General features: G+C 71.4%; 13 protein-coding genes. 6 read left to right on the forward strand and 7 right to left on the reverse strand.

From position 1 onward, the window contains the following. Positions 1–707: 707 nt before the first annotated feature. The 5 genes from ACFXKZ_RS06025 to ACFXKZ_RS06045 all read right to left on the reverse strand — a co-directional run bounded on the left by ACFXKZ_RS06025 (position 708) and on the right by ACFXKZ_RS06045 (position 5,504). Positions 708–1,379 carry a response regulator gene (locus ACFXKZ_RS06025; protein WP_379996842.1) on the reverse strand — a complete coding sequence of 224 codons (672 nt, stop codon included), beginning with the start codon at positions 1,377–1,379 and terminating at the stop codon, positions 708–710. Next, complete coding sequence (locus tag ACFXKZ_RS06030) at positions 1,376–2,539, reverse strand: sensor histidine kinase (RefSeq protein ID WP_379996844.1); 1,164 nt, start codon at positions 2,537–2,539, stop codon at positions 1,376–1,378. Before ACFXKZ_RS06030 ends, ACFXKZ_RS06025 begins: the two co-directional genes overlap by 4 nt. A 163-nt stretch (positions 2,540–2,702) precedes the next feature. After that, positions 2,703–4,190: an MFS transporter gene (locus ACFXKZ_RS06035; RefSeq protein ID WP_379996846.1), complete on the reverse strand. Its 1,488-nt coding sequence runs from the start codon at positions 4,188–4,190 to the stop codon at positions 2,703–2,705. After that, positions 4,187–4,672: a nuclear transport factor 2 family protein gene (locus tag ACFXKZ_RS06040; RefSeq protein ID WP_379996848.1), complete on the reverse strand. Its 486-nt coding sequence runs from the start codon at positions 4,670–4,672 to the stop codon at positions 4,187–4,189. The genes ACFXKZ_RS06035 and ACFXKZ_RS06040 overlap by 4 nt, the downstream gene beginning before the upstream one ends. A gap of 151 nt (positions 4,673–4,823) precedes the next feature. Next, positions 4,824–5,504 (reverse strand): spermidine synthase, encoded by a 681-nt coding sequence (locus tag ACFXKZ_RS06045; RefSeq protein ID WP_379996850.1) that lies wholly within the window; start codon positions 5,502–5,504, stop codon positions 4,824–4,826. A 470-nt stretch (positions 5,505–5,974) separates the two neighbouring features. Between ACFXKZ_RS06045 and ACFXKZ_RS06050 the strand changes: the two genes are divergently transcribed. From ACFXKZ_RS06050 to ACFXKZ_RS06075, 6 genes are all read left to right on the forward strand, one after another. Further along, positions 5,975–7,546, forward strand: a complete 1,572-nt coding sequence (locus ACFXKZ_RS06050) for an ABC transporter substrate-binding protein (protein ID WP_379996852.1) — start codon at positions 5,975–5,977, stop codon at positions 7,544–7,546. A 257-nt stretch (positions 7,547–7,803) separates the two neighbouring features. Then, complete coding sequence (locus ACFXKZ_RS06055; RefSeq protein ID WP_379996854.1) at positions 7,804–10,032, forward strand: ABC transporter permease; 2,229 nt, start codon at positions 7,804–7,806, stop codon at positions 10,030–10,032. Continuing rightward, a complete protein-coding gene (locus ACFXKZ_RS06060; protein WP_379996856.1) occupies positions 10,022–10,783 on the forward strand; it encodes an ABC transporter ATP-binding protein in 762 nt (253 codons plus the stop codon). Before ACFXKZ_RS06055 ends, ACFXKZ_RS06060 begins: the two co-directional genes overlap by 11 nt. Continuing rightward, on the forward strand, positions 10,780–11,523 hold the full coding sequence (locus tag ACFXKZ_RS06065; protein ID WP_379996858.1) for an ABC transporter ATP-binding protein: 744 nt from the start codon (positions 10,780–10,782) through the stop codon (positions 11,521–11,523). The genes ACFXKZ_RS06060 and ACFXKZ_RS06065 overlap by 4 nt, the downstream gene beginning before the upstream one ends. A 59-nt stretch (positions 11,524–11,582) precedes the next feature. Further along, complete coding sequence (locus ACFXKZ_RS06070; RefSeq protein ID WP_379996860.1) at positions 11,583–12,107, forward strand: hypothetical protein; 525 nt, start codon at positions 11,583–11,585, stop codon at positions 12,105–12,107. A gap of 107 nt (positions 12,108–12,214) precedes the next feature. Further along, on the forward strand, positions 12,215–12,361 hold the full coding sequence (locus ACFXKZ_RS06075; protein ID WP_379996862.1) for a hypothetical protein: 147 nt from the start codon (positions 12,215–12,217) through the stop codon (positions 12,359–12,361). Positions 12,362–12,440: 79 nt separating this feature from the next. On the opposite strand, the gene ACFXKZ_RS06080 is transcribed toward ACFXKZ_RS06075, so the two are convergent. Together ACFXKZ_RS06080 and ACFXKZ_RS06085 are read right to left on the reverse strand one after the other, a co-directional pair. Then, a complete protein-coding gene (locus tag ACFXKZ_RS06080; protein WP_379996864.1) occupies positions 12,441–13,586 on the reverse strand; it encodes an acyl-CoA dehydrogenase family protein in 1,146 nt (381 codons plus the stop codon). After that, positions 13,583–14,755, reverse strand: a complete 1,173-nt coding sequence (locus ACFXKZ_RS06085; protein WP_379997322.1) for an acyl-CoA dehydrogenase family protein — start codon at positions 14,753–14,755, stop codon at positions 13,583–13,585. Before ACFXKZ_RS06085 ends, ACFXKZ_RS06080 begins: the two co-directional genes overlap by 4 nt. Between the last annotated feature and the right edge of the window lie 181 nt (positions 14,756–14,936).

Consider the following 14,936-nt stretch of genomic DNA (forward strand, 5'->3'; position numbering starts at 1 on the left):
ACGCACCCGGGACGCCTCTCCGGCAGCCCTGACCCGAGTCCCCTCCCGGCCACTGCCGGCCCGGTTTTCGCCGACCAACAAGCCCGTCTCGTCGGGAGCTTGGGGTCTTGGAGCCCTGCATGCCGGCGGCGGCCCATCGCCGACTCTGACCGGCCCCGGCCCGGCCACCCGCAACCAAAAGCGCAACGCCCGCCGGAAACCGGCCGACCCACTCGGGAAGGTCACTCGGCGGACTCGCCCCGAGCCCCCTCCCTGCCCGCCGCTGCCGGCCGCTTTTTCGCCGAGCAACACGCTTGTCTCGTCGGGAGCCCTCGTCTCGGAGCCCTGCATGCCGGCGGCGGCCCATCGCCGACTCTGACCAGCCCCGGCCCGGCCACCCGCAACCAAAAGCGCAACGCCCGCCGGAAACCGGCCGACCCACTCGGGAAGGTCACTCGGCGGACTCGACCCGAGCGCCCTCCCTGCCCGCCGCTGCCGGCCGCTTTTTCGCCGAGCAACACGCTTGTCTCGTCGGGAGCCCTCGTCTCGGAGCCCTGCACGCCGGCGGCGGCCAACCACCCGACTCTGACCGGCCTCGCACCAGCCACACGCAACCCCAGGCGCAACGCCGGCCGGGAACACCCGACCCACTCGGGAAGGCATCTCAGCGCACTCGACCCGACCGCCCGCCGCACACCCCACCCACCCCACCCCGCGTCCGCTGTGCGCTACGTGTCGTTCGATGCGTCGTGTACCAGCAGCGCGATCTGTACGCGGTTGTTGAGGTCCAGCTTGGTGAGTAGTCGGGAGACGTAGGCCTTGACCGTGGCGATGCTGATGGAGAGTTCCTTGCCGATTTCGGCGTTCGTGTGGCCCTTGCCGACCAGCGTGGCTACGGCGCGTTCGCCGTCGCTCAGGTGGGCGAGGGCGGATTGGGCTCGGGCTCGGCGGGAGTCGATGGTCGTTGTGGCGACGTAGGTCATCATGCGGCGCAGCACGTCGGGGGAGAGCATCGGTTCGCCGGCTGCGACGCGGCGGATGGCCTCGACGATGTCCGGCGGCGGGGTGTGTTTGAGCAGGAAGCCGCCGGCGCCGGCCCGCATCGCCTTGAGGATGTGGTCGTCGGTGTCGAAGGTCGTCATCACGATCACCTCCGGCGCCTCGGGGCGGGCCCGCAGGGTCGCGGTGGCGGCCAGGCCGTCCACGCGGGGCATCCGGATGTCCATCAGCACCACGTCGGGCCGGTGTTCGTCGACCGCGCCGAGTACGTCGGCGCCGTCGGACACCTCGCCGACGACGCGGATGTCGGGCAGCCCGGACAACATCATGGACAGTCCGGCTCGAACCAGCGCGTCGTCGTCGACGACGAGGACCCGGACACAGCCTTCGGTGCTTTTCACTTGGCCAACGGTAGCCACACGCGCAGGCTGAAGTCGCCGTCGGTGGTGGGGCCGTGGTCCAGGCGCCCACCCACCAGGGCGACGCGTTCGCGCAGGCCGATCAGGCCCGCGCCCGCGCCGGGGATGGCGGTGGGGCGGTGGCCGTGGGGGAGGCGGTTGACCACCTCGATGGCGAGGCCGTCGTCGGGGGCGGGGGCGACGAGGACCCGGACCCGGGCGCCGGGGGCGTGTTTGCGGGCGTTGGTCAGCCCCTCCTGGACGATCCGGTACGCATGCCGGCCGGTGCGTCCCGATACCGAAGGCAGGTCGGCCAGGTCCAGGTCGACGGTCGCGCCGGCCAGTCGCGATTCCTCGATCAGCGCGGGCAGGTCGTTCAGCACGGGCTGGGGCCGTTCGGGCCCGCCGTCGCCGTCGTCGTCGGGGTGGGCCCGCAGGACGCCGATCACCTCGCGCAGGTCCTCCAGGGCCTCGAACGCGCATTGGCGGATCACCTCGGCGGCGCGGGCCTCCTCCGGCGAGGCGCCGGCCCGGTACTCCAGCGCGCCCGCGTGGATCGCGAGCAGCGAGATCCGATGCGCGAGCACGTCGTGCATTTCCCGGGCCAGCCGCTCGCGTTCGAGGTGGCGGGCCTCCTCCACACGCAGCCGCTGGCCCTCCTCGGCCTGCCGGGCCCGCTCGCGCCAGGACGCGGTCAATTCGTGTTGGGAACGGATCAGCATCCCGGTGGCCACGGCGGTGCTGACCAGCAGCGTCATGGCCAGGACCGACGACCAGTAGGAGCGGGTCGATTCGGCGCCCACCCAGAACGTGCCGGAGACGAGCGCGATTTCCAGGCCGGCGACGGACGTGGTGACCCGCCACGGTCGCCGGATCGCCAGGCTGAGCAGGACGACCGGCGCGGACCCGGTGATCGCGGCGGAGAAGAAGCCCACGAGTACCCAGGTCACCGCGAGCCCGGTCGGCCGGTTGCGGCGCTGCAGCAGCATGGCCACGAGCATGATCCCGCCGAGGACGGTCTCGATCACGACGTTCGGCGGGTGGTCGTCCTCCTGGATGGCGGTCACGAGGATCATCGCGCCGAGTCCGAACGCGCCGAGCGCGTAGCCGAGGTCGATGCCCCATTCGCGACGGGTCCGCTCGGGAACCAGGGTGCGGAGCACTGAGGTACGCGACACGGAGGTGCGAGCCCCCGTGGTGGGGGCGGCTCGGCGGAGGCGGCTCTTGATCACGCTCCAGCCTAGGCAGCGCCGTCGGTGCTCCGGCAGTGACCGGGAGTCGACGCCGCCATCGACTTTGGTCGGTCGTTCGCCGGCCGTCGGACCGCTACCGTCCCGCCTCCACCCGATCTGGCTCCACCACCGCCCGCGCCCCGCTTACGCTCCGCCGCGCCCCCGGGATCGACCACGCCAGCACGGCCGCCAGGAGGCAACCGACCCCGAGCATGCCGAAGCAGACCAGGTAGCCCGTCAACCCCGGCGCGTGGGCGACGCCCGCGGCCCGGGCCGTGGCCGCGCCCGCCGGGCTCGCGCTCAGGATCGCGCCGAGTATCGCCGTCCCGGTCGCGCCGCCGACCGTGCGCAGCACCGCGTTCATCCCGTTGGCCACCCCGGTCATGTCCGCCGGCACGTGGTCGTTGATCAGCGCCGGCATCGCCGAGAAGGCCAGTCCCAGGCCGAACCCGAACAGCACGCCGACCATCGAGAACGCCCACCAGTGCCCGTGCAGCGGCAGCAGCAGGGCGAACGCCGTACCGCTGAGCACCGGCCCCAGGACCAGCGCCGGTTTGGGGCCGTGGCGATTGGTCATCCGGGCGGCGACCGGCGCGGCGGCCAGGTTGCCGAGGGTGCCCGGGAGCATGATCAGGCCCGCGATCAGGACCGACTTGCCGAAGCCGTAGCCGAGCGCCGACGGCGCCTGGATGAACGGCGGGAACAGCAGCGACGAGCCGTACATCGCCATGCCCGTGAAGATCCCCGACAGGTTGGCGAGCAGGACCGGTCGGCGGGCCATCACCCGCAGGTCGACCAGGGGTTCGGGGTGGTGCAGGGCCCAGCCGATCCAGGCGGCGAACAGCAGTACGGCCAGGGCCAGGCCGCCGACGACCAGCGGATCGCCCCACCCGGATCGGCTGCCCGTACTGACCGCGGCGAGCAGCGCGGCCAGCCAGCCGGACAGGGTCAGCGCGCCGATCAGGTCCACGTGGCCCTGCCGCCGCTCGGCGGTGTCCGGCACGACTCGCCACACCATGGCCATGGACAGCAGCGCGACCAGCGCGGAGAGCCAGAACAGCAGGTGGTAGTCCCAGCGGTCGGCGATCAGTCCGGTGCTGACCGAGCCGAAGGTGGCGCCGACGCTGATCGTGGCGCCGATGGTGGCGATGCTGCCGGCGGAGCGTTCCTTGGGGAACTCGTCGCGGACCACGCTGAGGGCGAGCGGGACCACGCCGCCGCCCATGCCCTGGAGTACGCGCCCGGCGATCAGCATCACGTAGGAGGTGGTGCACGCGGCCAGGATCGAGCCGAGCGCGACCGCGGCCAGCGCGTACAAGAGGAAACGTTTGCGCCCGCGCAGGTCGCCGAGCCGGCCGAGCAGCGGGGTGGCCACGGCCGAGGCGAGCAGGTTGCCGGTGAGCACCCAGGCGATGGCCGAGCTGGAGACGCCGAGCCGGTTTTGCAGTTGGGGCAGGATCGGCGAGACCACGGTCTGCATGACCGCCATCGTGGTCGCGGCGAAGGACAGGGCGACCAGGATCGTGGTCGGGCCGTGGCGTTTGGTCGATGTGCGCCCGGCCCCCTTCGGATCGGTGCTCATGCCGTCAGCGGCCGGTCCTCGACCCAGTCACAGTGCAGGGTGCGGGTCTCGATGCGCCAGCCCTCGTCGGTGCGCACGAACGTGTCCAGGTAGCGGATGGACATCACCCGGTCGCGGCGCACGCCGTCCGACTCGTAGATGTGGTGTGCGGTGCAGTACGTCTCGCCGTCGGCGCGGTCGCCGTCGGGGGCGAAGGTGATCAGCTGATTGGCGATCAGGTGGGTGGTGACCAGGTAGCGGTCCAGGCTCGCCAGCGCGCGGGCGATCTCGGCGCGGCCGGCGCGTACCGCGGGGGGTTCGGTGGATCCGGGGTCGCGGTGGATCACCAGCCGGCCCTCGGGGGTGAACATCGAGGCGACGAGGTCGGGCTTGCGGCGATCCGCGCCGTGTGCGTATGTCTGCACCAGATCGCGGAGTTCGCTGCGATCGCGCAGTCGGCTCGGCGTGTGCGCAGCGGGCGAATCCGCCTCGTCGTCGTGCATGTCCACCCTTTCGGCAACCGTGTTCGCATGCTGGCAGCAGTTGGATGACACACGCAAGTTAATCTGACGTTGCGTCAGTTACACTGCCCGCGCCATCGCACCACGTCACGGCGGTACAACGGCCCCGAACCCCCCGAACCCCCGGCCCGCCTCACCCCTCCTGTGCCACGAACACCACATCCGGCTCGCCCCGAACAACCGGCACCCGCTCCACCCGCACCCGCCCGAAGTGTTCCCGCAGCCGGTCGGCGAAGCCGGGGGAGGCCGTCGCGCTCCACACCGTCAGTACGCCCCCCGGTGCCAACCGATCGCGCAGCGCGGCCAGTCCGGCGTCGTCGTAGAGCGAGGCGTTGCCGTCGGTGACCGTCCAGTCCGGCCCGTTGTCGATGTCCAGGCACAGCGCGTGGAAACGTTCCTCGCCGGCCCCGGAGCGCACCCAGGCCACCAGGTCGGCGGTGACCACCTGTACCCGCGCGTCGTCCAGCGCGTGGCCGGAGAAGGGCGCCAGCGGTCCGCGCCCCCAGCGCACGACGGCCGGTTCGCGCTCGATCACACGCACGTGCGCGACGCGCGGGTCGGTCAGCGTCTCGCGCAGGGTGAAGCCGACGCCCAGGCCGCCGACCAGCACGCGCAGGTCGCCCGGCGCGGTCACGGCCGCGAGCGCGGTGCGCGCGAGCAGGCGCTCGGAGGCGCCCGCGCGAGTGTCCATCAAAAAGCACCCGTTGCTGATGATTTCGTAGTGTTCGCCCGCGCGGCGCAGGGCGAGTTCGCCGTCCGCCGCCGGAACGCGTTCGATCTCTTCCGCGTTGGTGGTCGGCTCGAACGTATGCATCGATTCACTGACTCCTTGTCGCTTTATGGAGAACGGGTGTCGTCGTGTCGCCTTTTCCGTGCCGCCGTATCGCTTCGAATGCCTCACGAACCCCTCGGGTATCTCCCGGCACCAATTCTCCGCACCTCGTAACAGTGCCATCACGAAGCCCGGAAACGACCGTCCGTACGGTCCGATCGGTGACACGTGTGTACTCGTGCACCCCACCTCGTATCCGGCTTCGTCAGGGCTGCCGGCCAGCGGTTTTCGCCGGTTCGGTGACCCTTGCACCCTGTAGGACACCCGGTTAAGGTCCCGGCCATTGCTTCATGGCCCATTAACTGATGGCATGTCAGATCCAGTCGCGAGGATGCCTCGCAGACGGGGCGGAAGCACAAGACGTGAACAACGCGAGCACAGCGCAGGAGAAGTACGTGAGAGCGCACCGGGCCCTCGGCCCGGCCCGCGGAAACGAAGTGTCGGGAGGGCTGATGGCATCAACTTCCGCCGGGCGGCGCGGGATGCGCCGACGAGCGGCGGCCGGCTTGCTGGTCGTGCCGCTCCTTGTGGCGGTCGGCTGTAGCCGCTCGGGCGAGGACGCGGTGGCCAAGGGACCGGGATCGGGCGGCGGCGGCCCCGCGGCCACCGGTACCAAGGACGGCAAGGCCCCCGTCGGCACCGGCGCGCCGGGCGACTTCGGCACGCTCAAGGACGTGTGCGGCAAGGGCGACGGCAAACCGCTGACCAAGAAGGCCGATCGGGGCGTGACCGAGAAGCAGATCTCGGTGAGCGTGACCGGCGACCCGGGCGCTCCCGCACAACCGGGCCTGGGCAAAGAGTTCTTCGAGATGGCCGACGGCTTCACCAAGTGGTGCAACGGCCTCGGCGGAATCAACGGCCGCACCATCAAGCTGACCCAGCGCGACGCCGCGCTGAGCAACGTGGGCACCGTGATGACCGCCGCCTGCCAGAACGACTTCATGGTCGTCGGCGGCGGCAACCCGTTCGACAACGACGGCGTCAAGGCCCGTACCGGATGCAAGCTCGGCGCCTTCCCCGCCTACGTGGTGGGCGAGGAGTCGGCCAAGGCCGACCTGCAGGTGCTCGCGGTGGGCCTGCCGACCACGACCACCGTGGTGGGCGCCTACAAGGCGGTCTTCGCGGCGCGTCCCGAGGTCAAGGCCAAGGTCGGCCTGCTCGGGCAGAACATGGCTTCGCTGCGGCCCGCGATGGCCCGCTACAAGGCCGGCGTGGAGGCGGCGGGCGGCACCGTCGTCTTCAAGGAGGACGTCCCCGTCATGCCGCCCCCGGGGCGCACGACGCTGGAGAAGATGAAGCAGGCCGGCGTCGAGATGCTGATCACCACCTGGCTCGCGGTGGATTCGGCGTCGATGTTCCGCGAGATGGACGCGATGAACTGGCACCCCAAGGTCATCGTCAGCGACGCCTCGGCATACAACCGCTACACCCTGGCCTCCGCCAAGAACTCGAAGATCCCGGACACCTACATCTACCCGACCTACGTGCCGCAGTCGCTCGGTGACAAGAACCCGGCCGTGCAGAAGGCACTGGAGATCCTGCACCTCGCCGAGCCGAGCAAGGACCTGGAGTTCTTCCACATGTCGGGGATCAACTCCTGGCTGCTGTGGGCGAGCGCGGTCAAGGAGTGCGGTACCGAGCTGACCACCGAGTGTGTGCTGGCCAAGGGCAAGCGGGCGAACTGGGACGCGGGCGGCCTGTTCGCCCCCGGTCCGATCGTGGAGACCAAGGACGTACGCGCCTCGGACTGCTTCACCATGGTCAAGGCCACCGCCAAGGGCTTCGAGTACGACGCCGCGCTGACCAAGCCGAACAAGGCCGAGTTCTTCAACTGCGACCCGGGCAACGTGGTCGCCGTCGCCGCGGGCGCGCCCAGTGCGCCGCCGTCGGCCCCGGCCACGACCCCGCCCGGCGACGGGGGAACCGCTCCGCCGCCCGCCGGCGATTCGGGCACCGGCAACCCGCCGCCCGGCGACGGGGGCGAGCCGCCGCCGGCCGCGCCGCCGGAGGAAGTGACCTCCTAGCCCCGGCCCACGGTGACCTCCCGAGCCCACCGGGCCGGGAGCACACCCCCACTCCACGCGTCACCGGAAGCACCGGAAGCACCCGAAACACCGGATGCACCCGCAGCACCCGCAGCACCCGCGACACCCCGTCGCCCTCTCGCCCCGCACCGGGCGGGAGGGCGGCCCCGCGGCCCTGACGACCTGTCAGGCGCCGTGCCGCACCAGTCTCCGAGACCGATCGCCCCGCGACACGGCCCGGCCCGAACGGAGGGCGCGTGCACGAGTTCATCATCCTCACCATCAGCGGCCTGGTCACCGGCGGCATCTATGCCATCACCGCCGGCGGCCTGACCCTGACCTACACCACCACGGGCATCTTCAACTTCGCCCACGGCGCCACCGGCGCGCTCGCCGCCTTCACCTACTGGCAGCTGCACTTCGACTGGGGTTGGCCGGTGTGGCTGTCCCTGCTGGTCGTGCTCGGTGTGCTGGCCCCCGCGTTCGGGGTGTTCCTGCACTTCGCCATCATGCGCAGGCTCGAGGGCACGTCGGAGACCACCCGCCTGATGGTCACCGTCGCGGTGCTGCTGAGCCTGCTGGCCGCGGTGATGTGGATCTGGGATCCGCAGACCCCGCGCAACGTGGTCAACTTCTTCCCCGGCGAGTCCGTGGACATGGCCGGCACCCGGGTCTCCTACCACGACCTGATCACCCTGGCCGTCGCGCTGATCGTGGCGGTCGGCCTGTGGGTGCTGCTGCGCTCCACCCGCGCGGGCGTGGCCATGCGCGCCACCGTCGACGACCGCAACCTGGCCGTGCTCAACGGCTCGCGCCCCGAAGTGCCCGGCATGCTGGCCTGGGCCACCGGCACCATGCTGGCCGCGGTCGCGGGCATCCTGATCGCCCCCAAACTCTCCTTCGCCGCGCTGCCGCTCACGCTGCTGATCGTCAACGCCTACGCCGCAGCGGTGATCGGCCGGCTCAAGAGCCTGCCGTGGACGTTCGTCGGCGCGATGATCATCGGCCTGGTCACCGAGTACGGCAAGGGCTACCTCACCGAGACCCGCTTCCCGACCGCCGGCCCGTACCTGTCCGGCCTCAGCGACTCGATGCCCGTCCTGGTGCTGTTCGTGGCGATCATGCTGCTGCCCACCTCCCGGCTGCGCGGCCACGCCTCCTCCCGCACCAGGGAGATCTCGCACCGCCCCACCTGGACCGGCTCGCTGGTCTTCGCCGCCATCGTGATCGCGGGCGCCGTGGTCGCCGCCAACTCCCTCGCCGCCGCCGACCTGTTCGCCAGCACCCGGATGTGGGGCTTCGCGCTGATCGGCCTGTCGGTGATCCCGCTGGTCGGCTACGCCGGGAAGATGTCGCTGGCCCAACTGGGCTTCGCCGGCATCGGCGCGATCTGCGTCTCACACCTGGGCTCGGGCGGCAACCCGCTGGGGTTGTTGTGGGCCGCGCTGATCTGCGCCGGCATCGGCGTGCTCGTCGCGCTGCCCGCGCTGCGCCTGTCCGGGATCTATCTGGCCCTGGCCACCGCCGCGTTCGCGGTGATGCTGGACCGGTGGATCTTCGGCCTGCCCGCCTTCACCTGGGGCGACACGAAGATCGACCTGTTCAACAGCGGCACGCTCAACTTCGAGCGCTTCGACTGGCCCGGCGTCGACATCTCCTCCGACCGGGCCTACTTCATCTTCGGCGCGGTCTTCTTCGCACTGTCCTCGCTGGTCGTGGTGTGGATCCGGCGCGGCGAGTTCGGCCGCAGGCTGCTGGCCATGAAGGACAGCCCCGCGGCCTGCGCGACGATCGGGATGAACCACAAGCTGACCACGCTCACCGTCTTCGGGCTCTCCGCCGCGATGGCCGGCGTCGGCGGCGGCATCCTGGGCGGCGCGGCCGGCACCCTGTCCCCGGTCAACTTCGACTTCACCGCCGGGCTCTCGGTGCTGATGCTGATGGTGATCGCCGGGCTCACCTCCCCGGGCGCCGCGCTGTTCGCGGGCATCTTCCTGGGCACCCCGCTGATGACCAACCTCTTCCCCGACTACGCCCAGCTCACCACCATCCTGATCGGCCTCAACGGCATCGCGCTCGGCAAGAACCCGAACGGCTTCATCGCCGCCAAGATCCGCCCCGAATGGGAGCCCGCGCTGCGCCGCCCGGTCGTCCTCGCCGGCAGCGCCGCCGCCCAACTGGCGCTGATCGTGCTGCGGTTCACCGACGTGATCGGCAACTGGCCGTTCGTGATCGGCATCCTGCTCGCGGTGATCGGCATCCCGGCCGCGCTCAAGATCGAGGTGATGATCAAGGCGCCGCGGACCGAACCGGAGGTGCCCGAGGGCCTGTCCGGGCAACCCGAGGGCCTGGGGCTGAACGGAAACCGGTTCAAGGCCGCCGACATCGAGGCGCTGGACAAACTCATCGCGCTGCCCTCGCTGCCCGCGGCGGCGACGGCCGCGGCACCGTCACCCATCCTGCCGGGAGCACGTCATGGGGCTTGAGGTCGAGGGCGTCACGGTCCGCTTCGGCGGCCACACGGCCCTGAACAACGTCGACATCTGGGCCCACGAGGGCAAGGTCACCGGCTTGATCGGGCCCAACGGCGCGGGCAAGACCACCATCTTCAACGTGATCACCGGCCTGCAACCGCCCTCCTCGGGACAGGTGCGGATGGACGGGCGCGACGTCAGCAAACTGGCGCCGTACCGCCGGGCCCGGCTCGGCATGGCCCGCACCTTCCAACGCCTCGAACTGTTCGGCTCGTTGTCGGTCCGGGAGAACATCCAGGTCGCCGCCGCGCAGTACCGCCGGCTGCACCGGGGCACCAGGGAGACGCCGCAGGACACCGCCGCGCGCCTGCTGCACCGCCTCGACCTGACCGCGATCGCGCACGTGCGCGCCGACCAACTGCCCACCGGGCAGGGCCGCGTGGTCGAGTTGGCCCGCTCGCTGGCCTGCCGGCCCAAGATCCTGCTCCTGGACGAGCCCGCCTCGGGCCAGGACGACGAGGAGACGCGCGGCTTCGGCCAACTCCTGCGCGAGATCGCCGCCGACGGCGTCGCTGTACTTCTGGTCGAGCACGACATGGACCTGGTGATGAACACCTGCGACGAACTGCACGTACTTGACTTCGGCAAAAAAATCGCCAACGGTACGTGCGACGAGATCCGCAACAACGCCGCCGTCCAGGCGGCCTACCTCGGTACCGCGGACGCGGCGGAGGCCGACGAAGTCCTTCAGGAGACGGTATGACCCTGAATGTGGCCGACGCGCAGCCGGCCGGCGCGCCGAGCGCCCCGCCGCTGCTCGAACTGCGCGGGATCAGCGCCGCGTACGAGCAGGTCGAGGTGCTGCACAAGGTGGACCTCGCGGTGCCCACCGGCAAGGTGATGGCGGTGCTCGGACCCAACGGCGCCGGCAAGACCACGATGCTCAAGGTGATCACCGGGCTGCACCAGCCCACCACCGGCGACATATACCTCGCCGGCCGGTGTGTCACCGGGGCCGCGCCCGTGGACCTGGCCCGGATCGGCCTGTGCAGCATCCCGGAAGGCCGCGGCGTCTTCCCCAATCTCACCGTGTCCGAGAACCTGTGGATGGCGACCTATCGAGGAGTCTCCCGCAAGGAGATCGAGGAGAAGGTCTTCCCGATCTTCCCCCGCCTCGAACAGCGCCGGAACCAGGCCGCGGGCACGATGTCGGGCGGCGAGCAGCAGATGCTGGCCGTCGCCCGGGCGATCGCCACCAACCCGGCCATCATCCTGCTCGACGAGTTGTCGATGGGCCTCGCGCCCCTCGTCGTCGACCAGCTGTACGACGTGGTCGGCAAGATCGCCGAGACCGGTGTCACCGTGCTTTTGGTCGAGCAGTTCGCGCGCACGGCCCTGGCCGTCGCCGACCTCGCCGCGGTCATGAGCGGTGGCCGGATCCTTCAGGTCGGCACCCCGGACGAGATCGCCGGCGACCTGCACAGCGCGTACCTGGGCGGCTGATCGCACATGGCCGTCGGGTACGCATCAACCTCACGGCGACCCACGAGGTGAGCACTTATATGAGTATGAACAGCGTGAACGCCGACGGGCAGCCACCCGCACCCGCGGGCCCGCCCCCCGGCGTGCCGCCGACGGTTCCGCAGGGCGTGCCGACCGCCGGGCCACCGGCGTACGCACCGCCGCGCCACGCGGCCGTCCCGGCGGCCACCCAGGACCGGACCCGGCAGTTCACCGCCGACGTCGGGGCCCTCAAGCTGCGCGCACCCAAGACCATGCTCGACACCCAGCTGATGTGGCTGGGCGTGGGGCTGATGGTGCTCGGGATCGGGATGGGCTTCGGCGCCTACTTCATGTCCCACGGCACGACGCTGATCCTGACCCAGAACGACGCCATCACCCTGGGCATCTCGGCGATCCCGGTCTCGCTCCTCGGGTTCGCCCTGTTCCTGCGCTTCTCGCTGTCCACCTTCATGCGGTTCTGGCTGGCCCGGCTGATCGCCGCCCAGCAGAGCCCGCAGCAGGGGCCGGCGGACGCGGGCACGGACACCACGGCGGTATTGCCGACCACACCGGCGAAGCACTGAACGATCGTGGCCCTCGACCGCTTCGGGGGCTCCTCAACGGGCCGCGCGCGGTGTCATCCTGAACGGGACGGACGCCGCGCGCAGCACCCGTGGAGGGCAGCGAGGACATGAGCGAGAACCCACCGCCGGGAGATGCCGCCCCGCCCGACACGACCACACCGCGCGACGGCCGCCGCCTGCGCCTGGTCACCACGGTGTGGGCGGTGCTGATGGCGCTCGCGATCGTGATGATCGTCCTGATGTTGCGCAGCTAGAGCCGTTTCCGGCAGCGCACCCGCACGTGCGGATGGCCGACCCCGTGCGGGGCCGGCCATCCGCACGTGCGCGGGTTGCTCAGATCGCCGGCGGCAGGTCCACCAGCGCGCCGAGCGTGCCCCGGTGTCGGTCCGCGGTGCCCAGAAGCAGCGCCGAGGACATCGCCCGCTTGAGGTACAGGTGCGCCGGGTGCTCCCAGGTGAAGCCGATCCCGCCGTGCATCTGCACACACTCCTCCGCCGTGCGCACCGCCACCTCGGAGCAGTACGCCTGGGCCAGCGCGGTGGCCACCGCCGCGTCGGCGGAGTCCTCCGCCAGGCACGCCGCCGCATAGCGGGCCGCGGCCCGGGCCGACGCCAGGTCCGACCACAGGTCGGCCGCACGATGGCGCAGCGCCTGGAACGAGCCGATCGGCCGGCCGAACTGGTGACGCACCTTCAGATAGCCGACCGCCTCGGCCAACGCCTGCTCGGCCACGCCCAGTTGCTCGGACGCGAGCAGCGCCGCGCCGTAGCGCACCGCGTGCCCCAGGGCCCGTTCGGCGTGCTCGGGACCGGCCACCACCCGACCGCGGACCTGATCCAGCGTCACCTGGCCCACCGGGCGCGTCGCATCCAACGAGGTCACCGCGCCGCGCGACAGGTTCGCCGCGTCACCGGCCACCAGCGCCAGATGCGGCTCGCCGGAAACGATCACCGGCAACACCAGCAGCTCGGCCCGATCCACGGCCAACACCCCGGTCACCGCGCCGGTCAGGGACAACTCCCCGTCCTCCCACGTCCCCGTCACCGACAGCGGGAAGCCCGCCTCCGGCCAGGTGGTCGCGGTCACCGCGAGCGTGGCGGTACGGGTCCCCTCCGCCAGCGCGCGCAGCGCGGCATCGCGCGCCGCACCGGCCGGACAGGCGAGCAGCGCCGAGGTGGCCAGTACCGCGCTGGCCAGGAACGGCACCGGCGCCACCGCGCGGCCCAGCTCCTCCAGCGCCACCGCGACCTCCCGCGGCCCCGCGCCGGCCCCGCCGAACTCCTCGGGGATCAGCAGCCCGGCCAACCCCAACTCGGCCGCCACCGCCTTCCACAGGCCCTCGTCGTACGCCTCGTCGGTGTCGATCCGGGCCAGCACGTCGTGCCACCCGCACCGGTCCCGCAGCAGCTCGCGCAGCGTCGCGCGCAACTCCTCCTCGATCTCGCCGTACAGCAGCGAGGGAATCGTGGGCTCGCTCACCGGGGCATCTCCTTCCACGCCACCTTCGTATCGGTGCGCGGCTCGCGCGGCAGATCCAGCACCCGGTCCGCGATCACGTTGCGCAACACCTCCGAGGTGCCGCCCTCGATCGAATTGCCCTTGGCCCGCAGGTAGTAGTAACCCGGAGCGCGCGCGCCGAGCGAGGCCTGGCCCATGTCGCTGCGCCGCATGGTCCACTCGTCGTAGCCCAGGCCCTCCTCGCCGGTCAGCTCCAGCCACAACCGGGTCACGTCCTGGTTCAGCCGCGCGTAGGCGATCTTGGCCGCCGACCCCTCCGGCCCGGGCGCCCCGACCGCGAGTTGCTGGCGGATGCGCTCGTTGCCGAGCCGGGCCACCTCGCACTCCACCCAGGCCCGAAGCAGCCGGTCGTGCAGGCCGGGAGTGCGCAACTCCGGCCGGTCGCGCCACATCCGCGCCACCGCCCCGATCGCGTTCGCCTCGCGGGGCGCGGCGCCGCCGCCGATGGCCACCCGCTCGTTCATCAGCGTGGTGTTCGACACCGCCCAGCCCTGACCCACCTCACCCGCGCGATGCGCGTCGGGCACGCGTACGTCGGTCAGGAATACCTCGTTGAACTCGGCCTGTCCGGTGGCCTGGCGCAGCGGGCGCACCTCCACCCCGGGCGAGGTCATGTCCAGGAAAAAGTAGGTCAGCCCCTGGTGCTTGGGCAGGTCCGGATCGGTCCGGGCGAGCAACATCGCCCAGCGCGCCTTGTGCGCGAGCGAGGTCCACACCTTCTGGCCGGTCACGATCCAGTCGCCGTCGCCGTCGCGCACCGCCCGGGTGGCCAGCCCCGCCAGGTCCGATCCCGCGCCGGGCTCGCTGAACAGCTGGCACCAGACCTCCTCGCCGGTCCACAGCGGGCGCAACAACCGCGCGCGCGACTCGGCGTTGCCGTGCGCGACGATCGTGGGCGCGCCCATCCCGAGGCCGATCGGATTGCGGTACGCGCTGACCACCTTGGCGCCGGCCGTGATCAACGCGTCCTCGACCACCTGTTGCAGCGCCCGCGAGGCGCCCAGACCGCCGCAGCCGACGGGGAAGTGCACCCAGGCCAGGCCCGCGTCGAAGCGGTGCCCGAGGAATTCCACCGAGGACATCGTGGTGGGATCGTGCGCCGCGACCAAGTCGGCCACCCGCCGCCGCAGTTCCGCCGCGTCGAGCGGGCCGCCCGCGGCCGGTGGGCCCTCGGGAGCGGTGCCCGACGCGGCCCGGGGTTCGTTGCCGAGCCCGTCGTCGTGCCCGTTGTCGGGCTGGTTGTCCGTATCGCTCACGCCGCCCCGCTCTCGCACAGGAGGTGCCTCCGTTCGCCACCATGACGCCCTGTTC

The organism is Embleya sp. NPDC059237, from assembly GCF_042754105.1.
In the GTDB taxonomy this organism is placed as follows: domain Bacteria; phylum Actinomycetota; class Actinomycetes; order Streptomycetales; family Streptomycetaceae; genus Embleya.

Excerpts from the sequence above, each read along its gene's own strand:
- ACFXKZ_RS06050 (WP_379996852.1), top strand. The coding sequence starts at position 5,975 with ATGGCATCAACTTCCGCCGGGCGGCGCGGGATGCGCCGACGAGCGGCG.
- ACFXKZ_RS06045 (WP_379996850.1), bottom strand. The coding sequence starts at position 5,504 with ATGCATACGTTCGAGCCGACCACCAACGCGGAAGAGATCGAACGCGTT.
- ACFXKZ_RS06060 (WP_379996856.1), top strand. The coding sequence starts at position 10,022 with ATGGGGCTTGAGGTCGAGGGCGTCACGGTCCGCTTCGGCGGCCACACG.
- ACFXKZ_RS06035 (WP_379996846.1), bottom strand. The coding sequence starts at position 4,190 with ATGAGCACCGATCCGAAGGGGGCCGGGCGCACATCGACCAAACGCCAC.
- ACFXKZ_RS06040 (WP_379996848.1), bottom strand. The coding sequence starts at position 4,672 with ATGCACGACGACGAGGCGGATTCGCCCGCTGCGCACACGCCGAGCCGA.
- ACFXKZ_RS06065 (WP_379996858.1), top strand. The coding sequence starts at position 10,780 with ATGACCCTGAATGTGGCCGACGCGCAGCCGGCCGGCGCGCCGAGCGCC.
- ACFXKZ_RS06075 (WP_379996862.1), top strand. The coding sequence starts at position 12,215 with ATGAGCGAGAACCCACCGCCGGGAGATGCCGCCCCGCCCGACACGACC.
- ACFXKZ_RS06070 (WP_379996860.1), top strand. The coding sequence starts at position 11,583 with ATGAGTATGAACAGCGTGAACGCCGACGGGCAGCCACCCGCACCCGCG.